Here is a 20,714-nt window from a genome sequence, read left to right on the forward strand (position 1 = left end):
TCAATGTCCTTGAGGAGAGTTCGGCGCTGTGGTGGCCGCATTCGCTTCAGCCGGCGGCAGCTTGCCGCCCAGCGCCATCTGCAAGTCGGTCTGTGCAATCCAGTAACCGCGCAGCGCGTCGATGTAGCCGTTCACGGCATTCACCTGCTCGCGCGCATCGGCCAGCAGTTCGAACACGCTCACGAGCATGCCGTTGTAGCGCAGCAGCATCTCGTCGGAGATGCGCTTGCGCACGGGCACGACCTCGTCGCGGTAGTGGCGCGTGAGGTCATATGCCGTCTGGTAGCGCACGTACGATTCGCGCACTTCCGAACGCGCACGCACGGCCGTGTCGGCAAGCTGGTCGGCCGCCTGCATGTAGATTGCCTGCGCGCGCGCCACGCGGGCACCGCCCCAGTCAAACAGCGGGATCTCGATGCTGATCTCGTAGCCCGTTTCACGGGGCTCGTTCGATTTGCTGTTGCGCACGTAGCCGAGATCCAGCACGTTGATGAAGCGCGTGGCCTGCGTGAGCCCCAGCGACGATGCCAACCCCTCGACCTGCAACTTGCCCGCCAGGATATCGAGCCGGTTGCGCAACGCATAGGCCTCGATCTGCTGCAGTTCAGGGCGATCCTTCGGCAGGTCGGGCAGCCGTTCCGGCAGCTTGAAACCGGTATCTGCGCCCCACACACCCAGCAGGCGGATCAACGCTTCGCGCTCGGCCTGCGCCTGCTGCCGCGAACGGGCCAAGGTGGCGGTGGCCTCTGCATAGAAAGCGTGCTCACGCGCGCGATCCAGCTTGCTGAAGTTGCCCGCAGACGCCAGACGCTTGGCGAACTCGGCCCCGGCTTCGGCAGCTTGCTGAACCTGCTCCGCATAGCGTGCAGATTGCTCGGCAGCGACGGCATTGACGTATGCGCGGCGTGTCTCTGCGGCCACCTGCAGCATCTGGTTGGCGACCAGCAGCTTGGTCTGCTCGAAGTAACGGCCTTCCATGCGTGTGGCCATTGGCAGCGTCAGCAGGTTCAGGAACGCCAGCGAGAACGTGCGCTCGATCGACACGTCGTCGCCGCTGCGCGTGCGCTTGAAACTGAAGCCGGGATTCGGCAGGCGGCTGGCCTGCACGAGCGCGGCTTCCGATAGCCCCAGCTCCGCATACGAAGCCTGCAGGCCACGGTTGTTCAGCAGCGCGATCTGTACGGCGCTGTCCATCGTCAGCGGCTGGGCCAGCAGCTCGCGTGTGCGTTGCGCGGCGCTGTCGCGTGCTTCCGGTGAACGTTGCCAGGTGGCGTCCTTGCCCAGCCGGTCGCGCGCCACATCGGCAACGGTCTTGAAGCCGCTGTCTTGCGTGACGGTGGCGCAGCCGCTCAGCAGCGTGCCCGCCAGCGCGCACAGGGCGAGTCGGCGGTTGGAGAGTTTGAGCATGGCGCCGCCTCAGTGGTGGTGCATGCCGGGCATGGGCTCGCCGGCAGGCTTGTTGGAGGAGGCGGCCGGCGCGCTCGCGGGCATGCTGTGCGCTGCGTGGCCGCCATGCGCGGCCGCGCCCGGCTCAGGGCTCACGGCTGCGTTGGTCTCGCGCCAGGGCGCAGGACCGGTATCGCGATAGGCGTGGTAACTGTCGAATGTGCGCGGCACGGCGACGGCCGGCACAGCGGCGTCCGCGTTCAGCGGATCAGGCGGAGATGCCGCCGGCGCAGATGCGGCGCCCTGCGCGACTGCCCATGGCGGCGCCAGCGCCAGCAGCGCGGCGGCCACGAACCATCGTGTGAAAAGCATGAGAAACCTCGTTCAGGCGTGATGACGTACGGCCGCATGCGGTGCATGGAGCCGTCAAACCAGAGGCCAGCCCGTTCTATGGACGGACTGGTGGCGTCAAACGCGAATCGAGGGTGGACGTTGCAACGCTTCAGGAATGAAGCTGCGGAAGAAAACAGCGCGGCCGCGCGGCGCATCGGCCGGCAGCTCGAGGAGCGGCACGCCAAGGCTGGCAGCCAGGGGAATGACCGAGCCGAGCGAGCACGCGGCACAGACCGGGCAGGTCTTGCAGTGCGACGGGACGGGCATCTTCGTACCCGCCTCTTCGTGGTCATGGCAGCCATCGGCCATGAAAGCACCGTCGTCGGAAGGCATTGCCGCGGCAGCGACAACCGCGTCCATCGCACCGGCGCGCGCCATCATGGTGGTCGCGGCCAGGCCCTGCAGGGGCAGTGCCAGGACGACCAGCCAAAGCAGAAGGCGTGTCAGGAAGCGGTGCATGGAAGAAACGGTGCGGCCAGGAAGGCAGGGCACGAAAGCCGATAGTGTAGCGCGATGCCATCAAATGACGCGCAATGCAGCACAAGCTGAGGCGGACACGGCACAATGGCGGGCCATTGCGTACCCATTTCTGCGCGCCGCTTTTCTCATCGTTCCGCTTCGACGCTCCATGAACACCCTATCCCACCAGCTCAGCATGACCGTGCTGATGACGCCCGACATGGCCAATTTTTCCGGCAATGTGCATGGCGGCCACATTCTCAAGCTGCTCGACCAGGTCGCCTACGCGTGTGCCAGCCGCTATGCCGGGCGCTACGTGGTGACGCTGTCCGTGGATCAGGTGGTGTTCCGCCAGCCGATCCACGTGGGCGAGCTGGTGACGTTCCTGGCGTCGGTGAACTACACGGGCCGCACGTCGATGGAGATCGGCATCAAGGTGGTGACCGAGAACATCCGCAACCAGGTCGTGCGCCACACCAACAGCTGCTACTTCACCATGGTGGCCGTGGACGACAACGGCAAACCCGCCGACGTGCCGCCGCTGGTGCCTGCCAACGCGGAAGAAAAGGAACGCTTCGAAGCGGCCCAGCAACGCCGTGCGCTGCGCCAGGAAATGGAAGCCCGACACAAGGCCATCAAGGCCGCGTATGGCACCCCGGGTACATCGGATACCGTCAGCTAGAACAACACGGCGCCAACGCTGCCTGCCTGCGCCGTTGGCAAGCCAGTGCCCACCGCGTTGTATCGCCATCCGGCAACGTTATCCACAGGCTTACCCACTGTTTCTGTGGATAACGCGCCGGCCCGGCGTTTGCGCAAAGTACGCGGCTGTGTCTGTCAGCGGTCTTCTTCGATCGTGATGCCCAGCTCGTTGAGCACCTCGCGCGCCGACCGGAACGCCTCGATGGCCGCCGGCGCTCCCGCATAGAGGGCGCTGTGCAGCAGCACTTCGCGGATCTCCACGGCTGTCGCCCCGTTGTTGATGGCGCCGCGCACGTGGCCTTTCAGTTCCGTGCTGCGGCCAAGCGCAGCGAGCATGGCGCAGGTGCACAGGCTGCGCGTCTTGAGGTCGATGCCGCCCGGCACATCGCGCAGCCACGTGCTGCCCCACGCGTGCTCGTTGAGCCAATCCTGCAACGGCGCTGAAAACGCATCGAGCCCGCTCATCGCGCGTTCCACAAACGCCTCGCCCATCACCTGTGCGCGCCGCGCACGCCCTGCTGCCTTGTCCTGTTCTGCCACGATGCTTGCTCCTTGCTCAAAAATGCGCATTACACCGGCTTGACGCACAACATCATCAACGCCGTGCCGAGCAGCACAGCGCAGAACGCAAGCCGCAGTCGGCGCGCAGAAAACCGGTACGCCAGCGCCACGCCCCACGACACGCTCAGCATTCCGCCCACGGCGAGCGGAATGCCCGTGCCCCAGTCCACGTGGCCCGCATGCGCATAGGTGCCCAGCGCGATGAGCGAGCCCGGCACCACCAGCGCCAGCGCCATGCCTTGTGCACGCGTTTGCGGCATGTCGAAGAACGTCACGAGCGCGGGCACCACCACCAGCCCGCCGCCCACCGTAAAGATGCCCGACATGGCGCCGCTGGCCAGGCCCATCAGCGGCAGCGCAGCGGCAGGCATGGCGTGCTGCGTGGCAGCGGCGGCATCGTATGCGTGGCCCGGATTCTCTCTGGGCTGCGAGCCGAAGTACACCGCCAGCGCGATCAGGAACACGGCAAACGCCGTATGCAGCAGGTGGGCATCCAACCCCGCTGCAAAGCGGGCCGCCACGTACGTCGCCACCATCGAGAACACGCAGATCAGGGCCACGGACCGCAACTGCACCGGATGCCGCTGGTGGTACCGCAGGAAACCGATCAGCACATTGGGCGCGATCATCACGAGCGCGGTGCCCTGGGCCAGGTGCTGGTCCATGCCGTACAGATAGCCGAGCACCGGAATGGCGATCAGCCCGCCGCCGATGCCGAGCAAGCCGCCCGCCACGCCCAGGCCCATGCCAAGCAGCAGATTGATGAGGCCGGTGGTAACCGCGTGGAACGTCATGCCCGGATGCGATGCGCAGGAGAAACGAACACGGCGGCGCGCCATGCTCAGCACAGCGCGCCGCCGGAAATGGGAACGGGAAATTGTAGTCGCCCTAGGCGATGTGCGCGGCAAAACCGGATGCGGCTGGCGCGATGTCGGGCCGCAGCGTGAGGGCCGGGATCTCGTAATCGCCGGCGTTCTGCTTGCGGAAGGGAATCGGCGCAGCGCTGAACAGGGTGTCAAGCCGACGGCCGAGCGCGTCGGTCAGCCGCGCAAAGCGGGCCGCATCCATCCGTCCCGTGCGGTAGGCCACGAACGGCGGCAGGACATCAAAGCCGGGGTAGTACAGGATGCCGTGCTGGATCGGGAACAGGAGGTCGTCGATCGGGCCGTTGATGCCGCGCGCGCTGTAGTGCGATTCCCAGCCGCCCGTGGTGACGACGAGCATGGCCCGCTTGCCGACCAGCGTACCTTCGCCGTAGCGGTCGCCCCAGTGGGTGTCGGAGTGCTCGCCCACGCCATAGGCGAATCCGTACGCATACACGCGCTCGACCCAGCCCTTGAGGATGGCCGGCATGGAAAACCACCACAGCGGAAACTGCAGGATCACAGCGTCGGCCCAACGCAACCTGGCTTGCTCGGCCGCAATGTCCGGGGCCTGGAAGCCGTTTTCAAACGCGTACTTCGAATCGAGCGACGGATCAAAGCGCGGACCGACCGGCGCAACGGTACTGTCGCTGGCATCGAGCACGGCCTTCCATTGCATGGCGTACAGATCGGAGACCTGTACCGTGTGCCCGGCGGCCTCGAGACGGTGAACGGCAAAGTCCTTCAGCGCGCCGTTGAGCGACCTCGGTTCAGGATGCGCATAGACGATCAGAACATTCATGGTGGGAACTCCTCGATGAGAGGGCCACAGAATGCGCGCCGCGCAGGTATATTGGAAATGAATTGTCAGTATTCTAGGTATCACCATGAATAATCTCAGGCGACTGGACCTCAACCTGCTGGTGACGCTCGACGTGCTGCTGACCGAGCTCAACGTCACCCGGGCGGCGCAGCGGCTCAACTTCTCGCAGCCGTCGGTGAGCGTGCACCTGGCCAAGCTGCGCGAGATCCTGGGCGATCCGCTGCTGCTGCCCGGCCCGCGCGGCATGCGGCCCACCGCGCGTGCCGTGGCGCTGCGCGAACCGTTGCGGCAAGCCCTCGAAGCGCTGGAACAGGCGGTGGCCCCGGCCAGCCCGTTCGACCCGGCGCAGGCGAGCAACACCTGGCGCGTGGCCGCCACCGACTACGGCGAATCGACCATCGTCCTGCCTGCGCTCAACGCCCTGCGCGCGAGCGCACCCGGCACGCGGCTGGCCGTCCTGGAGCTGGTGCCGCCACGCATCGAAAAGCAGGCCGAGCAAGGCGACATCGACCTCGCCTTCCACACCACGGACGGCGCTCCACCGGGCTTGCGCCGGCGCGCGCTCTTTACCGAACGCTACGTGCTTGTGGGCCGCGCCGGACACCCCCGCCTGAAGCGGCGGCCGACGCTGGCGCAGTTCTGCGCGCTGGACCACGTGATCGTGTCGCCCGACGGCGGCGGGTTCTCCGGCGTCACCGATGACGTGCTCCAGGCCGCCGGCGCCGCGCGGCGCGTCGTCCTGTCGGTGCCGCACTTCCTGTTCGTGATGACGGCGGTTGCCGGCAGCGACCTCGTCGCCATGCTGCCGGAGCGGCTGGTGCGCGGGGCGAGCGCCTTGCAGGTGGTCGAACCTCCCGTGGAGGTGCCCGGGTATGAGATGTCGATGCTATGGCACGAACGCGTGCACCGCGACCCGGCGCATCAGTGGCTGCGCGACGCGATTGCTGGCGCGATGTAGCGACGCGTCACGACCTGATCGTCAGCAGCAAGGCTCGGCCGCAGCCGTGCCCGCGTCGGTTTCCGGCAACGTTCCGGCCTCACACGACGATGCCGGCACATTCTCCGTTTGCCGGGCACGCGCACCGTCGGTAGAGTCTTCGTCCAATGGGCCACGGCCCAGAGACGGTTCGGCAAAACCGGAGCGATCCGGCGACGCAAAACTACAGGGACTCCCAACGGGGGGAGTCAGCCAGCTGCCCGTTGGTGGAAACAACGGCGGGCCAATTGCAGCACGCACGCGCGGCGTGCTCACGAGGCAAACCATGAAAACGACACACTGGAAGGAACCCGCTGCCGCAGTGCAGGCGGGCCGCAAGCAGGACCGCACGCCCGGCCGGGGAAGCAGGCTCGCACGCAGGGTGTGCGCCGCGTTCGCGCTGATGGGCGGCGCACTGGCGGCTGCGCCGCATGCCAACGCCGAAGGGCTGCTCGTCCCGGCCTACATCTACCCATCGGGCCGCGGTGCAACGCAATGGAACACGCTCGCCGCCAACGCGAGCGCCGTCCCGACCACCGTGATCCTCAACCCCGACAGCGGCCCGGGCACCACGCAGGACCCGAACTACGTCGCGGCCGTCGCCAAGGTGCGTGCGGCGGGCGGCAAGGTCATCGGCTATGTCTACACCTCGTATGGGCAGCGGCCGCTGTCGGACGTGGTGCAGGACATCAATGCCTATCAGGCGCTGTACCAGGTGGACGGCTTCTTCATCGACGAGATGACGGCCGACGGCACGACCGCCAACGTGCAGTTCTATCAGTCGGTCTACAACTACATCAAGGGCCTGTCGGCCAACTACACGGTCACGGGCAACCCGGGCACCAACGTGCCCGAAATCTACGCCAGCCTGCCGGTGGCCGACCAGATCGTCGTCTTTGAAGACAACGCCAGGCACTACGCCAGCTATGCCCCGCAAGCGTGGCAGGCCAGCTACCCGACGAGCCGGTTCGCACACATCGTGTACGCGGCGTCGGCCACGCAGATGCAGAACTTCGTCCAGCACGCATCGAGCAAGGGCGCCGGCAGCGTGTACATCACCTCGAAAACGCTGCCGAATCCGTACGGCGCGCTGCCCAGCTACTGGAGCCAGGAGGTGGCCGCCGTGGCCGCCGCCAAGTAAGGCGCGGACGATCGACACGCCGGGCGCTGACGAGGCGCGCCCGGCACATGCTTTATATTGGGCCACACGCCAATCCATTCCCGCGCTGCCCGCCAGCGTCGAGGCAACAACAAGGAGAACATCGTGGCCCTCTCTTCCAACAAGCTGCCGCTGTGGACCATCGCCGCCCCGCCCATCGCGTGGGTGGTGCTGGTCGCCGGCACGTTGACCGCCGCCCCCGGCTGGCTGATCGCGCTGATGGCGCTTGCACTGGCCGGCGCCGTCTTCGCCGCCGTGCACCATGCCGAGGTGGTCGCGCACAAGGTCGGTGAGCCGTTCGGCACGTTGGTCCTGGCCATTGCGGTGACGGTGATCGAGGTGGCGCTGATCGTCTCCGTCATGCTGTCTTCCGGGCCGGAAAAGGCAGGGCTGGCGCGCGACACCGTCTTTGCCGCCGTCATGATCATCTGCAACGGCATCGTGGGCCTGTGTCTGTTCGTGGGCGGCCTGCGCCACCGCGAACAGGCCTTCCAGGCGCCGGGCGCCAATGCCGCGCTCGCCGTGCTGGCCGCGCTCGTCACGCTGACGATGGTGCTGCCCAATTACACAAGTTCCACGCCGGGCCCGGTGCTCACGCCCTCGCAGCTCGGCTTTGCCGGCGTCACGTCGCTGGTGCTGTATGGCTGCTTCGTGATCGTGCAGACCATCCGCCACCGCGACTACTTCCTGGCCGAAGGCTCCAACGAAGACGTGCACGCGCCGCCACCGCCGGCCCCCGTGGCCATGCTGAGCGGGGTGCTGCTGATGGTGTCGCTGGTGGCCGTCGTGGGGCTTGCGAAGGTACTGTCGCCGTCGGTGGAGGCCGCGCTCGTGAACGCCGGTGCGCCGCCGGCCGCGGTCGGTATCGTCATCGCCGCACTGGTGCTGCTGCCCGAAGGGTTGGCCGCCCTGCGCGCCGCCAACGCAGACCGCATCCAGACCAGCCTGAACCTGGCGTTGGGTTCGGCGCTGGCGAGCATCGGGCTGACCATTCCCACGGTCGCCGCGGTGTTCATCTGGATTGGCCGTCCGCTCGAACTGGGCCTGGGCCCCAAGGAAATGGTCCTGCTGTTCCTCACGCTCATCGTGTCGTCGCTCACCCTCGGCAAGGGACGCACGACGATCCTGCAAGGCGTGGTGCACCTGGCGATCTTCGCGGCGTACCTGTTTCTTTCGATCGTGCCCTGAGGCGCGGGCCCGCAGCCAGCATGTCGGGGTGCCCAGCGGCACCCCTTTTTGTTTGGCACGCTTTACGCTTTACTCGGCGGGCTCCATCCCCTGCAGCAAGGTGGGAATCAGCTCGCACACCGTCGGGTGGATGTGCATGGCGCGGCTGATGGTCTTGTACGGCGCCTTCGCGGCCATCACGTCGAGAATCGAATGCACGGCCTCGTCGCCGCCCACGCCGAGGATGCATGCACCGAGAATCTCGTGCGTCTGCGCATCGGCCACCACGCGCATGAAGCCCCGGCTCTCTCCCTTCTCCACGGCGCGGCCCACACGCGTCATCGGGCGGTTGCCAACCAGCAGCCTGCGCCCCGACTTCCTCGCCTCGGCGAGCGACATGCCCACGCGCGCCAGCGGCGGGTCGATGTACATGGCGTACGCCTGGATGCGGTCTGAGACCTTGCGCGGGTCGCTGTCGAGCAGGTTGGCCGCCACGATCTCGTAGTCGTTGTACGACGTGTGCGTGAACGCGCCGCGTCCGTTGCAATCGCCCATGGCCCAGATGCCCGGCACATTCGTGCGCAACTGCTCATCGACGCGGATGTTGCCGCGGTCGTCGATTTCCACGCCGGCCTTGTCCAGGCCAAGGTCATCGGTATTGGGCACGCGCCCGACCGCCATCAGCAGATGCGAGCCCGACACTTCACGCCCGCCGCCTGCGCAATCCAGCCCGACCACGACGCCGGCGCCGTTGCGCCGCACGCTCAGGCAGTTGGCGTTCACCCGCACGTCGATGCCCTCGCCCGCCAGAATCTCGTGCACGGCCTCGGAGACGTCTTCATCTTCGCGCGCGATGAGGCGCGGGCCTTTCTCGACGATCGTCACGCGCGAGCCGAAGCGGCGAAACATCTGGCCGAACTCCAGCCCGACGTAGCTTCCGCCGATCACGATCAGGTGCTCGGGCAGGAAGTCGACGTCCATCATGGTCGAGTTGGTGAGATAGGGCACCTGGTCGAGCCCCGGCATCGGCGGCACCAGCGCACGACCGCCAACGTTGATGAAGATGCGCTGGGCTTCCAGCAGCTCGCCGCCCACGCGCACCGTCTTCGGGCTTTCAAAGCGGGCGTGGCCCTGGAACACGGTGCCGTGCTCGAGGCCGCGCACCCATTGCTCGACGTTGCGGTTGGAGCGCCCGGCGATGTCGTCCTTGCGGGCCTTCACGCGCTGCATGTCCACCCTGACGGGGCCGTCGATGGCCACACCGTAGTCGGCCGCGCGCCGCGCCATGTGCGCCACGTACGCGCTGGCGACCATGGCCTTGGTGGGAATGCATCCGGTATTGACGCAGGTGCCGCCAAAGCGGCCGCGCTCGATGATGGCAACCTTCATGCCGGCCGCGGACAGCCGCGCGGCCAGCGGTGGGCCCGCCTGGCCCGTGCCGATGATGATGGCGTCAAAGCGTTGCGTCATGGCGCTCTCCTTCGTAGCGTGCCGGGGCGGCCGTCCCGATAGGATAGGTCGGCCACGCGGCTACGGTGGGTCCGACAGCCCGCCGGGCAGTCGGCGCCGCCCGTCGTCCGAAGGAGAGCAAGAAAGCGACCGGGGCGCCTCACGCTCACGCGCTGGCGCCCCGGCGTCACATCAGATCAATGACGGTGACGGTGCTTGCCGTGGCGGTGGCGGCCGTGGTCGTCGTGGTCGTGATACGAATTGCGCTGAACGTTGCCGCCCAGCGCCGCGCCGGCACCGCCGCCCAGGCCCGCGCCGACGATGCCGCCCGCGCGGCCACCCATGGCGTTGCCCGCGGCAGCACCCACGCCGCCCCCAAGTGCGCCGCCCACGATGGCGCCCTTGCGCTCGCGGCCATTGGCCGTCAGCGCGCCGCCGGCGCCGCCGCCGATGGCACCGCCGATGACGGAGCCGGTCTGGCCGCCGAGGGCGCCGCCCACTGCGGCACCACCGGCACCGCCGAGCGCCCCGCCGAGGGCGTTCGTCAGATCATCTGCGGCTGCAGGCAAGGCCGTCAGGCCGGCAAGCGCGGCCACTGCCAGGGCGGGTGCAATCTTCTTCAACATGAGGTTCTCCTGATTCGTCTATGCGGATGCGGTAGGCGCTGGCGCGCCCCGACCCGGGCTCGATGGGTTCGCGGCGCAGCATACAAGGCACACCCCCGCCGGGGTTAAACAGGCCGGTCAATCTCGTAACAGAATGTTGCAAACACGGCGTCGCGCTATCCTCGCGTCGTGGCCGCCCACAAGTGCTGACACGGCCGGCAAAGCTGCCTCCCAAGCGCCCGCAGCGTGCGCGCACTGCGGCGAGGAGGCGCAACGTCCAGCGGGTGAGGATCGCGCTTCTAAGCCATTCAAAAGACAACCGGAACAGGAGACCCCATGCCCGCCTACATCGCCCTGCTGCGCGCCGTCAACGTGGGCGGCACCGGCAAGCTGCCCATGGCCGAACTGCGTGCGATGTGCGAATCGATCGGCCTGACCCACGTGCGCACCTACATTGCCAGCGGCAACGTGGTCTTTCAGAGCCCCCTGTCGGCGGCCTCGGTCAAGGCCAAGCTCGAGCGCTGCCTGGAGGACTACGCCGGCAAACCCGTAGGGGTGGTGGTGCGCACGGGGGACGAACTCGCCGCGGTACTGGAAGCCAATCCGTTCAAGACGACCGCGCCAAACCGGACGGTCGCCATCTTTCTCGATGCGCCGCCGCCGGCCGACGCGCTCAACGCCGCCACCGGCCGCCAGGCAGAAGAGATGGCGCTCGGCACGCGCGAGATCTACGTGCACTACGGCAGCGGCATGGCCGATTCCAAGCTGAAGATCCCGGCCGCCAAGGCCGGCACGGCGCGCAACATGAACACTATCGCCACGCTGGTGAAATGGGCGACGGAATAGCCATGCAGGCGGCCGCGCCGCGCGCCGTCACTGCGCGGCGGCCTTGTGCTGCGCCATATGGTGGAAATACGCGAGCAGATCGTTGAGCTGCGCGTTGGACAGCGTCTTCTCGTCGATGGCGGACATGCGTGCATTGGGCCACCAGCGCAGCGATTGCGGATCGCGGATGAGGTGGCGCAGCTTCTCGTCGCCGAGGTATTCGACGGGGCTGTACGGCACGTTCAGATCCGGCCCGAGCGTCGCATCGCCGGCGCGGTTGAGCGTGTGGCACGAAAAGCAGACACGCTGGAACGTGGCAAAGCCCCGCATGACGGGGCCATCGGCGGGCTGCCCGGCGGCGGGGCGGATGGCCGCGAAGCGCTCGCCCGGCAATGCGGCAATGTCGATGCGCACGATGCTGTAGGTCCACAGGCTTTCATTGACGAGCGAGGACTTGGCCGGCGGCGCTGTCCAGATCAGCCGGAACGGGCCGATGCCCTGGCCCTTGAGCGTGGGCCACGGCGCGTTGGGGTCTTCCACGGCCAGCCATGCGCGCGGGCCATCGGCGCGGTCGGCCAGCAGCAGGCGCGTCGGCAGGTGCGAGACATAACCGTCGCTGGCGGCCGTGGTGGCGCTGGCGTCGGGGCTGATCGACTGCCCGCGGAACAGCTCGGTCACGGGCAGCGCCTTGAAGGTCAGGCGGCGCTTGAGGTTCTGGTCTTCCACGGTGACATCGCGCAGGTGCGGATCGTGCAGCAGCGCGTCGCGCGACAACGTACGCGATTGCCCGCCTACATTGACCGTGAGCGCGGCGCCATCGTCGGCGTGTGCCGTGCCGCCAAGCATGGCGCAGGCGCCGAGCACCCATCCCGCCATCGTCATCAGCCAGTGCTTCATGGAGTCTCCTTGAGAGCGTTGCGACGCAAGTGTAGGCAAGCTCACGCCGTTTGGCATGGCCCTCATCGGTATTACTGTTCAAGCACGCGCTGCCTCACGGTCTGCAGGGCAGCCTCCAGCCGCTGCGGGGCGACCGAGCCCAGCGCCAGCCGCAACGCATGCGGCACCGGCTTGGACGTCGCAAAGGGCTCGGCGGTGGAGACCGAAATGCCGTCTTCCTGCAGGCACGCCGCCACGCGATCGGCGCGCACTTCGGGCGGCAGGGCAAGCCAGACGAAATACGACACCGGATGCGCAACCAGCGTCAGCCCCGCCAGCGCCTTGCGGGCCAGCGCCTGGCGCGCGGCGGCGTCCCGGCGCTTGTCGGCCTCGAGGCGGGCGACCGTGCCGTCTTGGAGCCAGGCGCACGCGAGGTTCGTCACGATGGCCGGCGTATTCCACGTCGTGGCCCGGATGGCCCGCTCGAGCGACGGCACCCACGCGGCCGGCGCCGCCATCCACCCCAAACGCAGCCCCGTGGCCACGCTCTTCGACAGGCCGGACACGTACACCGTCGATTCGGGCGCCAGCGCGGCCAGCGGCGCCGGCGCGTCGCCGGCAAGGAATGCGTAGGCGGCATCTTCAATCGCAATCAACCCATGCCGGCGCACGCTGGCCGCGAGGCGGCGGCGCCAGCCCAGGCCGCTCACCCAGCCGAGCGGGTTGTGCAGCGTGGGCATGACGTAGACGGCCCGCACGCGGCGACGCGCGCATAGCCGCTCCAGCGCATCGGGGTCGAGCCCCTGCCCGGCCGCAGGAAGCGGCGCGAGCTCCAGATGCAGCATCTGCGCAAGGACCTTGAAGCCGGGATACGTCAGCGCATCGACGGCGACCACGTCGCCGGGTTTGAGCAGACCCATGGCCGCGACCGCCAGGCCGTGCTGCGCGCCGTCCACGATCAGCACCTGCTCGGCCGCCACGGCGAGGCCGCGCCCGGCCAGATGCCGCGCCACGCAGGCGCGCTCATGCGCGCGTCCGCCGTGCGGTGCGTAGCGCAGCAGCGCCTCCAGATCGCCGCTGGCCGCCAGGTCGCGCAATGCGCGGCTCAGCAGCCGGGCCTGCCCGGGCACCGACGGGTAGTTGAAGTTCAGGTCGACCACGCCGGCGGCCACGGCCTGCTGGTCGATGCCCAGACCGCGCGGCAGCGTGTTCTCGCGCACGAAGGTGCCCCGTCCGACTTCGCCGCTCACCAGCCCCATCGCTTCGAGCTCGGCATATACACGCGTGGCCGTGACCAGCGCCACGCCATGCCGCTGGGCAAGTTGCCGGTGTGTGGGCAGGCGCGTGCCCGGCGGCAGTCGGCCGCTGCGGATCTGCTCGGCGAGCCGTTCCACCAGCGGCTGATAACGGGTTTGGGTCATGGCAGTGTACTCAGGACAATTTTTTGATTGTATTGCCGGCAGCCCCTAGCATGCTCAAACCCCCAACCCTGCGCTGCTTCGCCATGCACATCGCCATCCTGACTTTCGACGGGTTCAACGAACTCGATTCGCTCATCGCCCTGGGCGTGCTCAACCGCATCCGGAAGCCGGGCTGGCACGTGAGCCTGTGCTGCCCGCAGGCGGAAGTCACGTCGATGAACGGCGTGACCGTGCGCGCGCAGTCGATGCTCGAAGAGGCGCGCACCGCCGACGCCGTGCTGGTGGGCAGCGGCGTCCGCACGCGCGAGGTGGTGGCCGATGCGGCGTTGATGGCGCGTCTGGGGCTCGATCCCGCCCGCCAGCTGATCGGCGCGCAGTGCTCGGGCACGTTGGTGCTCGCCAGGCTCGGCCTGCTGGGCAGCGTGCCGGCCTGCACCGACCTGACCACCAAGCCGTGGGTGCAGGAAGCCGGCGTGGAGGTGCTCAACCAGGCGTTCTACGCCCGCGGCAACGTTGCCACGGCGGGCGGGTGTTTGGCGTCGCCGTATCTGGCCGCGTGGGTGATCGCTCGCACGGAAGGCATGGAGGCGGCCGCCGCCGCGCTGCACTATGTCGCGCCGGTCGGCGAGAAAGAGGCGTATGTCGACAACGCCATGCGCCACCTCGGACCCCACCTGCCTGGCTGATGCCCGGCGCGGCACGACGGCGATAGACTGACCAGCCCTTCACCCTCGCAGGCCTTGCTCAGGAGTCACATCTTGAACACGCTGACGACATTGAAGACGCTGGCGCTGCCCATCGCGCTGGCGGTGCTGGCCCACAGCACCGGCGCCCTGGCGGCGGAAAGCCTGGCCAACGGCATCAAGCGCCGCGCGCCGCAAGGCATCACCACGCGGATGTACGCCTGCGTCGACAAGGCGGGCGAGAACGCCGACGCCATCGGCGCCTGCCTGTCTGCCGAGAAGGCGGCGCAGGACGAACGCCTGGCCACGGTCTACAAGGCGCTGCTCGGCAAGCTCGATGGCAGCGCCAGGGACGCGCTCGTGAACTCGCAACAGGCGTGGCAGGACTTCCATGCCAAGAGCGCCGCCCTGGAGACGAGGCTCTATGGCAAGAGCCCGTTGAACGACCTGCAGCGTCTCGAGAACGCGATCTTCCGCCTGAGCGAACGCGCGAATGCGCTGGACAAATACCTGGCCGCAAAGGGCCAATGACGCTGCGGGCCGTGCTCAGGCGGCGTGCATCGCCGAGAGCCAGTTGCGCAGGATCGCCACGCTATAGCGCGAATCGACCTGTGCGATGAACTGCGCAAAGTCCACGCTCGCCGTGTCGTCCGCGCGGTCGGAAATCGTGCGGATGGCCGCAAACGGCACGCCCCACTCGTCGCAGACCTGGGCGACGGCGGCGCCTTCCATCTCCACGGCCAGCGTGTCGGGCAACGCATGGCGCAGCACGGCGCTTTCGGCCGACGTGCAGACGAAGCGATCGCCGCTGACGATGAGGCCGGAGTGCACCTGCGGCGCCGCAATGCCAAAGGCCTGCATCACCGCGGGCCCCAGCAGCGCATGCGGATCTGCGAGCGCCGCGCATGCGCTTTGCCGCAGGGCATCGGCCAGCGCCGCGTCGGCGGCAAAGCGGGCCACGCCCATCAGCGGAATTTCCCAGCGCGGGAACAGCGGCGAGGCATCGACGTCGTGCTGCAGCAGCTCGGACGACACCACCACATCGCCCACCGCCACCCCCGGTGCCAGGGCCCCGGCCACACCGGCAAACACCACCGCCCGCACCCCGAAATGCGTGATCAGCACCGCCGCCGTGGTGGCCGCCGCCACCTTGCCGACGCGTGAGAGCACCACCACCACGGGCTGCCCCTCAAACGCACCCGTCCAGAAGTCCCGATTGCCGATGCGCACGCGCTGCGCGTCGGACAACAGCGTCAACAGCTCGCTGATCTCCTCGTGCAGGGCGGCGACGATGCCGATGGGGCCATTGGCGTGAGGCTGGGCGGAAGGCGCGTTCATGCGGTGGCAGGGCCGGCGTGCGGCGATGGCGTCGAAAACCCGCCATTGTCGCCGCAATCGGCCGGCACCCGCATTGACATTGCCTGCGCCGCCTTCTGCACGGCCGCGTAGCGATCGGCGCGCAGGCGATTCAGGCGCTCCGTCACGGCGTGCAGGACCGGGGCGGCGGCACGTTCGGGGCGGCCGCAGTCGAACGGCGGTGCGGGGGCGTACTCGATGCCGAGCTGCACGGCCTGGGCGTGGTCGGTGCCGGCAATGTCGGCCATGACGGTGAGCGCCATGTCGATGCCCGCCGTCACCCCGCCGCCGGTGATGAGGTTGCCGTCGCGCACGACGCGGGCTTCGTCGACGGTCGCTTCAAACGTGGGCAGCAGGTCGCGCCAGGCCCAGTGGCATGCCGCGCGCTTGCCGCGCAGCAGCCCCGCCGCACCCAGCACGAGCGAGCCAGTGCACACCGAGGTGACATAGCGGGCGCCATCGGCCAGGCGGCGCACCTGCCGCACGAACTCAGCGTCGCCCATGGCTTCGATGACGCCGAAGCCGCCCGGCACGCAGATGAGATCGGCATGTCCGATGTCGGCCAGCCCCTGCACGTTCGAGATCGTGAGGCCGCCGTCGGCATGGATCTCGCCGCCGCGTGCCGAGGCGACGATGCATTGCGCGCCGGGCAGGCGCCAGAACACTTCGTGCGGGCCGGTGAAGTCCAGCTGCGTCACGCGGTCGTACAGTGCAAAGACAACGATGAACGGGGATGCGGTCATGGTCCGGTTCTCCGGGGTTTCGGGTGGTTGACGCCTCGTAGCATCGCGCTCTATCGTGTTGGCAGCAATGTCGTGTATCCCACTTTTTCTGCCATGACCCATCGTATTGCCGTGCTGGTCTTTCCCGACTTCCAGGTGCTCGACGCCGCGGGGCCCGTGGCCGCATTCGAGGTCGCAAGCCGCTATCGGGACGACCACTACGCGGTGCGCACGGTGGCCGCCCAGCCGGGCCTGGTGCGCAGTTCTTCCGGCGCAAGCTGGGCGGCCGAGCCGCTGCCCCCGGCCAGCCAGGTCGATACGCTGCTCGTGGCCGGCGGCGACGGCGTGGATGCCGCCATGGCCGATGCACGCACGCGCCGCTTCGTGCAGCGCTGCGCGGCCCGCGGTGCGCGTGTGGCCAGCGTGTGCTCGGGCAGCCTGCTGCTGGCGGCCACCGGCTTGCTGGACGGCCGGCGCGCCACCACGCATTGGGGTCGCAGCACGCAGTTCGCACGCGAGTTTCCGCAGGTGCATCTCGAGGCCGACCACATCTACGTCAACGACGGCCGCTTCTGGACGAGCGCCGGCATCAGCGCAGGCATCGACCTGGCCCTCGCCCTCATCGCCGAAGACCTGGGCGAGCGGCTGGCGCGGGCCGTGGCGCGGCAGCTCGTGGTGTATTACCGGCGGCCCGGCGGGCAATCGCAGTTCTCCGCGCTCAACGAGATGGACTCGGCGCGCGGCCGCTTCAAGCCGCTGCTCGACCATGTCCGCCGCAACCTGGCCGATGCCCACCGCGTCGACGACCTGGCCGGCCGCGCCTGCATGAGCCCGCGCCATTTCGCCCGCGCATTCCAGGCCGAGACCGGCCTCACGCCCGCCAAGGCGGTGGAAAAACTGCGCGTGGAAGCGGCCCGGGCGGCACTCGAGAGCGGCGCGGCCTCGATGCAGCGCGTTGCCACGGAGTGCGGTTTTGGCGATACCGAGCGCATGCGGCGCAGTTTCCAGCGTCTGCTGGGCATGCCGCCGTCAGCATTGCGGGCCCGGTAGCACGGCCCAAACCCGCGCCGTTGTGCGATTGGCCTGTCGCAGGCCTGAACCTTGCGTCTGCGCATGCGCGCCGCCCGACCGAGGCGGCAGACATCGAAGAGGAGACGCACATGCCAATCCGCGAATTGCTGACCATCGTGGGGGTCTCGCTGGCCGTCATCACGGCATATTCGCTCGCCCGCGACCTGACGGATGATCCGGTGGGCGCCATCACGCCGCATGACAGCATCGTCCAGACCTATGCGCGCATGAACGGGCCGCACGAGTAAGCGGATGGCGCGCAAACGCCGCCGCAACGCCACGCTGATCGACTGGCCGCCACGGCTGGTGGAAGACATCGCCCGACGCCGGGCGGTGCTCTTCTTCGGCTCGGGCATTTCGGCCAACGCGCGTTCGGCCGACGGTTCGCGGCGCCCGCCCACGTGGGCCGAACTGCTGTGCGAGGCCGCCAACACCATCGCGGCGGATAGCCCGCAACTGGCCGAGGAAGTGCGCGCGTTCGTCGGGCGCGGCGACGTGCTCACCGCCGCCGAGATCGTGCGCCGCACGCTCGGCCAGCGGCGGCTGACCACCCTGCTGCGCCGCCAGCTCGTTGCGCCGGACTTTGCGCCCGCGCCCGTGCACGAAGCGTTGCTGGCGCTGGACTTCCGCATCACGCTCACGCCCAACTTCGATACGCTGTATGAAACGCTGGCCACGGCGCGCGGCATGCCGCCCGTGGCCGTGTGCGACTACAGCGACCCGACCGTCGCCGCGCGCGTGCGCGAAGACCGCAACCTCATCATCAAGACGCATGGCTCGATGACGCAGCCGGCCTCGCTGATCTTCTCGCGCTGCGATTACGTCCGTGCACGGGCACGCTACCGCGCCTTCTACGACCTGGTGGAGGCGCTGCTGCGTACGCATACCTTCCTGTTTGTGGGCTGCGGCATCGACGATTCCGACATGCGCGCGCTGCTCGAGACATACGGCGCCGAGCACCCCGAGGCGGAACGCCACTACTTCGTCGCGGCGGCCGACACGTTCTCCGACCTGACGGCCAGCGTGCTGGAAGACGCGCTGAACCTGCACGTGCTGCGCTATCAGGCACCCGCGGCCGACCACGCCGCGCTGTTGAACGCGCTGCAGGCGCTGGGCGCCGCCGTGGAGGCTGCGCGTGCCGCCATGCGGCCCGGCCGGCGGCGCGCGCCATGACGATCCGCATCGGCATCTCGGGGTGGCGCTATGCCGGCTGGCGCGGCGTGTTCTATCCGGAAGACCTGGCGCAGCGGCGCGAGCTCGAATACGCCTCGCGGCAGTTCAGCACCATCGAGATCAACGGATCGCACTACTCGCTGCAATCCATCGGCAGCTGGCGCGCCTGGTACGACACCGTGCCCGACGACTTCGTCTTTGCCGTCAAGGGCCCGCGCTACCTCACGCACATGCTGCGCTTTCGCGACGAGACGGCGGTGCCGGCCATCGCCAACTTCTTTGCCTCCGGCGTGCTGGCGCTTCGACACAAGCTCGGGCCGTTCCTGTGGCAGTTTCCGCCCAACTATCGCTTTGATTCGCAGCGGTTCGAGCGCTTTCTGTCGCTGCTGCCGCACGACACCGCCGCGGCGCGCGCCCTGGCCCGGCAGCACGATGCGCGCGTCAAGGCGCCCTGGTTTGCCGCACGCGGGCAACAAGCGCTGCGCCATGCTGTGGAAGTCCGCCATGCAAGCTTCTGCACGCCCGAGTTCGTCGCGCTGCTGCGCCGGCACGGTGCTGCGTTGGTGGTCTCGCACGCCATCGCGGAGTGGCCATATCTCGAAGATGTGACGAGCGATTTCGTCTACCTGCGCCTGCACGGCGCCGATGCGCTGTACACCGGCGCCTATTCCGATGCGGCGCTCGACCGCTGGGCCGAACGCATCGACCTGTGGGCGAGCGGACGCGAACCGGCCGATGCACAACGCGCAGGCAGTGCGGCGCGGCCGCGGCGCGCGGGCCGGGACGTGTACTGCTATTTCGATAACGACGTGAAAGTGCAGGCGCCCGCGGATGCGCGGCGGTTGCGGGAGCGCCTGGCCCTGGCAACGTGAGGCGGACGCTGCCCTACCGCCCGTGGCGTTATCCGAGCCGCACGGCTGCGACCAGGCCGCCGCCCTCGCGGTTGGACAGCTTGAGCACACCGCCCGCCGCCTCCGCCAATTGCTGCGCAATCGCCAACCCGAGCCCCGTACCGCCAGACTCCCGGCTGCGTGAATTCTCCAGCCGCACGAACGGCTGCAGCCCCGCACCCAGCTTGTCTTCGGGGATGCCCGGCCCGCGGTCGCCGACCTCCATCACCCGGCCTCGCCGTCGCGGCGCACGCAACACTCGCAAGCCGCAGCGACCGGCATGACACGCGACGAGCGCGCCCGCCCTCACGACTTCCAACGGGCGGGCCGCTTCTGGAGGAAGGCGTCGATGCCCTCGGCGGCGTCTTCTTCCATCATGTTGCGGGCCATGACGTCACCGGCGTACGCATAGGCGTCGGCCAGCGGCATCTGGCGCTGGCGGTAGAACATCGCCTTGCCGTAGCGGATGGCCGCCGGGCTCTTCGAGACGATCTCCGCCACCTTGCGGGCCACGGCATCGTCCAGCTCCGCATCGGGCACAGCCTCGTTGACGAGGCCCCAGTCCGCCGCCGTGGCGGCATCAATGAAGCGACCCGTCACCAGCATGTCGAACGCGCGCTTGGGCAGCACGTTGCGCGACAGCGCCACCGCAGGCGTCGAGCAGAACAGCCCCACGTTGATGCCCGACACCGCAAACCGCGCCGCCTCGGAAGCGATGGCCAGGTCGCAGCTGCCGACCAGCTGGCACCCCGCCGCCGTCGCAATGCCATGCACGCGCGCAATGACGGGCACCGGCAGGGCCTGGATCGCCTGCATCACCACGCTGCAGCGGGCAAACAGCGCCTGGTAGTACGCCAGTTCAGGCGTGCCGCGCATCTCGCGCAGGTCATGGCCCGCGCAGAAGGCCCTGCCCTCGCCGCCGAGTACCACGCAGCGCACGCGGGCATCGGCGGCAATGTCGGCAAGCGCCTCATGCAGCGCATCGAGCATCGCCTCGGACAGGGCATTGAACTGCTGCGGCCGGTTCAGCCGCAGCGTGACGACGCCGTCGCGGTCGTCGCGCAGGACGGGCGGCTCGGTGGTGGTGGCAGCGGCGGAGGCGGTGGGGTGGCGTTCCATGTGCGGTCCTTGTGGCGATGACCTGCGGGAAGAGC

General features: G+C 68.5%; 24 protein-coding genes, 1 pseudogene and 1 riboswitch. Of the genes and pseudogenes, 11 read left to right on the top strand and 14 right to left on the bottom strand.

Annotated elements, in window-relative coordinates:
- From KHN96_RS02145 to KHN96_RS02155, 3 genes are all read right to left on the bottom strand, one after another.
- Entirely contained in the window at window positions 1-1,407 is a 1,407-nt protein-coding gene (locus KHN96_RS02145; protein WP_062738743.1) for a TolC family protein, read from the bottom strand.
- A 9-nt stretch (window positions 1,408-1,416) separates the two neighbouring features.
- Window positions 1,417-1,758 (bottom strand): hypothetical protein, encoded by a 342-nt coding sequence (locus tag KHN96_RS02150; RefSeq protein WP_045219378.1) that lies wholly within the window; start codon window positions 1,756-1,758, stop codon window positions 1,417-1,419.
- A gap of 96 nt (window positions 1,759-1,854) precedes the next feature.
- Window positions 1,855-2,238, bottom strand: coding sequence for a hypothetical protein (locus KHN96_RS02155; protein ID WP_062738742.1), 384 nt, complete (start codon window positions 2,236-2,238; stop codon window positions 1,855-1,857).
- Window positions 2,239-2,407: 169 nt separating this feature from the next.
- On the opposite strand from KHN96_RS02155, the gene KHN96_RS02160 reads away from it, so the two are divergent.
- Window positions 2,408-2,920, top strand: coding sequence for an acyl-CoA thioesterase (locus KHN96_RS02160; RefSeq protein ID WP_045220394.1), 513 nt, complete (start codon window positions 2,408-2,410; stop codon window positions 2,918-2,920).
- A gap of 155 nt (window positions 2,921-3,075) precedes the next feature.
- Here KHN96_RS02160 and KHN96_RS02165 read toward each other — a convergent pair whose 3' ends face one another.
- The 3 genes from KHN96_RS02165 to KHN96_RS02175 form a co-directional block, all read right to left on the bottom strand.
- Entirely contained in the window at window positions 3,076-3,480 is a 405-nt protein-coding gene (locus tag KHN96_RS02165; RefSeq protein ID WP_045220392.1) for a carboxymuconolactone decarboxylase family protein, read from the bottom strand.
- Window positions 3,481-3,509: 29 nt separating this feature from the next.
- A complete protein-coding gene (locus KHN96_RS02170; RefSeq protein WP_045219374.1) occupies window positions 3,510-4,295 on the bottom strand; it encodes a sulfite exporter TauE/SafE family protein in 786 nt (261 codons plus the stop codon).
- Between the two features lie 94 nt (window positions 4,296-4,389).
- Complete coding sequence (locus KHN96_RS02175) at window positions 4,390-5,166, bottom strand: NAD(P)H-dependent oxidoreductase (RefSeq protein ID WP_045219372.1); 777 nt, start codon at window positions 5,164-5,166, stop codon at window positions 4,390-4,392.
- 85 nt (window positions 5,167-5,251) lie between these two features.
- Between KHN96_RS02175 and KHN96_RS02180 the strand changes: the two genes are divergently transcribed.
- The 3 genes from KHN96_RS02180 to KHN96_RS02190 all read left to right on the top strand — a co-directional run bounded on the left by KHN96_RS02180 (window position 5,252) and on the right by KHN96_RS02190 (window position 8,510).
- The gene (locus KHN96_RS02180; RefSeq protein ID WP_062738741.1) at window positions 5,252-6,145 is read left to right on the top strand and encodes a LysR family transcriptional regulator; all 894 of its coding nucleotides are present in this window, start codon (window positions 5,252-5,254) and stop codon (window positions 6,143-6,145) included.
- Window positions 6,146-6,306: 161 nt separating this feature from the next.
- Window positions 6,307-6,388: riboswitch (cyclic di-GMP riboswitch) on the top strand.
- 178 nt (window positions 6,389-6,566) lie between these two features.
- Window positions 6,567-7,304, top strand: a complete 738-nt coding sequence (locus KHN96_RS02185; RefSeq protein ID WP_233902566.1) for a spherulation-specific family 4 protein — start codon at window positions 6,567-6,569, stop codon at window positions 7,302-7,304.
- 123 nt (window positions 7,305-7,427) lie between these two features.
- A complete protein-coding gene (locus tag KHN96_RS02190; protein ID WP_115044472.1) occupies window positions 7,428-8,510 on the top strand; it encodes a calcium:cation antiporter in 1,083 nt (360 codons plus the stop codon).
- 69 nt (window positions 8,511-8,579) lie between these two features.
- On the opposite strand, the gene KHN96_RS02195 is transcribed toward KHN96_RS02190, so the two are convergent.
- Both KHN96_RS02195 and KHN96_RS02200 read right to left on the bottom strand, forming a co-directional pair.
- Window positions 8,580-9,959 carry an FAD-containing oxidoreductase gene (locus KHN96_RS02195; protein WP_062738739.1) on the bottom strand — a complete coding sequence of 460 codons (1,380 nt, stop codon included), beginning with the start codon at window positions 9,957-9,959 and terminating at the stop codon, window positions 8,580-8,582.
- A 176-nt stretch (window positions 9,960-10,135) separates the two neighbouring features.
- Window positions 10,136-10,564: a hypothetical protein gene (locus tag KHN96_RS02200; protein ID WP_045219360.1), complete on the bottom strand. Its 429-nt coding sequence runs from the start codon at window positions 10,562-10,564 to the stop codon at window positions 10,136-10,138.
- 315 nt (window positions 10,565-10,879) lie between these two features.
- Here KHN96_RS02200 and KHN96_RS02205 point away from each other — a divergent pair, with 315 nt between their 5' ends.
- Complete coding sequence (locus tag KHN96_RS02205; protein ID WP_062738738.1) at window positions 10,880-11,389, top strand: DUF1697 domain-containing protein; 510 nt, start codon at window positions 10,880-10,882, stop codon at window positions 11,387-11,389.
- A gap of 27 nt (window positions 11,390-11,416) precedes the next feature.
- Here the strand turns inward: KHN96_RS02205 and KHN96_RS02210 are convergent, their stop codons facing one another.
- The gene (locus KHN96_RS02210) at window positions 11,417-12,265 is read right to left on the bottom strand and encodes a c-type cytochrome (RefSeq protein WP_062738737.1); all 849 of its coding nucleotides are present in this window, start codon (window positions 12,263-12,265) and stop codon (window positions 11,417-11,419) included.
- Window positions 12,266-12,336: 71 nt separating this feature from the next.
- A complete protein-coding gene (locus KHN96_RS02215) occupies window positions 12,337-13,665 on the bottom strand; it encodes an aminotransferase-like domain-containing protein (RefSeq protein ID WP_062738736.1) in 1,329 nt (442 codons plus the stop codon).
- An 83-nt stretch (window positions 13,666-13,748) separates the two neighbouring features.
- Between KHN96_RS02215 and KHN96_RS02220 the strand changes: the two genes are divergently transcribed.
- Together KHN96_RS02220 and KHN96_RS02225 are read left to right on the top strand one after the other, a co-directional pair.
- Window positions 13,749-14,351 (top strand): DJ-1/PfpI family protein, encoded by a 603-nt coding sequence (locus tag KHN96_RS02220; RefSeq protein ID WP_062738735.1) that lies wholly within the window; start codon window positions 13,749-13,751, stop codon window positions 14,349-14,351.
- A gap of 72 nt (window positions 14,352-14,423) precedes the next feature.
- Window positions 14,424-14,879 (top strand): lysozyme inhibitor LprI family protein, encoded by a 456-nt coding sequence (locus tag KHN96_RS02225; RefSeq protein ID WP_045219350.1) that lies wholly within the window; start codon window positions 14,424-14,426, stop codon window positions 14,877-14,879.
- 15 nt (window positions 14,880-14,894) lie between these two features.
- Here KHN96_RS02225 and KHN96_RS02230 read toward each other — a convergent pair whose 3' ends face one another.
- Window positions 14,895-15,686 (bottom strand): 5'-methylthioadenosine/adenosylhomocysteine nucleosidase, encoded by a 792-nt coding sequence (locus KHN96_RS02230; protein ID WP_062738734.1) that lies wholly within the window; start codon window positions 15,684-15,686, stop codon window positions 14,895-14,897.
- On the bottom strand, window positions 15,683-16,447 hold the full coding sequence (locus KHN96_RS02235) for a DJ-1/PfpI family protein (RefSeq protein ID WP_082062913.1): 765 nt from the start codon (window positions 16,445-16,447) through the stop codon (window positions 15,683-15,685). The genes KHN96_RS02230 and KHN96_RS02235 overlap by 4 nt, the downstream gene beginning before the upstream one ends.
- Window positions 16,448-16,540: 93 nt before the next feature.
- On the opposite strand from KHN96_RS02235, the gene KHN96_RS02240 reads away from it, so the two are divergent.
- From KHN96_RS02240 to KHN96_RS02255, 4 genes are all read left to right on the top strand, one after another.
- On the top strand, window positions 16,541-17,476 hold the full coding sequence (locus KHN96_RS02240) for a GlxA family transcriptional regulator (protein ID WP_045219346.1): 936 nt from the start codon (window positions 16,541-16,543) through the stop codon (window positions 17,474-17,476).
- 110 nt (window positions 17,477-17,586) lie between these two features.
- Window positions 17,587-17,745 carry a hypothetical protein gene (locus KHN96_RS02245; RefSeq protein WP_157774023.1) on the top strand — a complete coding sequence of 53 codons (159 nt, stop codon included), beginning with the start codon at window positions 17,587-17,589 and terminating at the stop codon, window positions 17,743-17,745.
- Window positions 17,746-17,749: 4 nt separating this feature from the next.
- Window positions 17,750-18,670 carry an SIR2 family protein gene (locus KHN96_RS02250; RefSeq protein ID WP_062738733.1) on the top strand — a complete coding sequence of 307 codons (921 nt, stop codon included), beginning with the start codon at window positions 17,750-17,752 and terminating at the stop codon, window positions 18,668-18,670.
- The gene (locus KHN96_RS02255) at window positions 18,667-19,542 is read left to right on the top strand and encodes a DUF72 domain-containing protein (RefSeq protein ID WP_062738732.1); all 876 of its coding nucleotides are present in this window, start codon (window positions 18,667-18,669) and stop codon (window positions 19,540-19,542) included. Before KHN96_RS02250 ends, KHN96_RS02255 begins: the two co-directional genes overlap by 4 nt.
- A gap of 28 nt (window positions 19,543-19,570) precedes the next feature.
- On the opposite strand, the pseudogene KHN96_RS02260 reads toward KHN96_RS02255, so the two are convergent.
- Together KHN96_RS02260 and KHN96_RS02265 are read right to left on the bottom strand one after the other, a co-directional pair.
- Window positions 19,571-19,786 (bottom strand): annotated as a pseudogene (locus KHN96_RS02260) (ATP-binding protein); the annotation flags it as partial.
- A gap of 80 nt (window positions 19,787-19,866) precedes the next feature.
- Window positions 19,867-20,679 (bottom strand): enoyl-CoA hydratase, encoded by an 813-nt coding sequence (locus tag KHN96_RS02265; protein WP_045219338.1) that lies wholly within the window; start codon window positions 20,677-20,679, stop codon window positions 19,867-19,869.
- Between the last annotated feature and the right edge of the window lie 35 nt (window positions 20,680-20,714).

Source organism: Ralstonia mannitolilytica, from assembly GCF_905397375.1.
GTDB classification, from domain to species: Bacteria; Pseudomonadota; Gammaproteobacteria; order Burkholderiales; family Burkholderiaceae; genus Ralstonia; species Ralstonia mannitolilytica.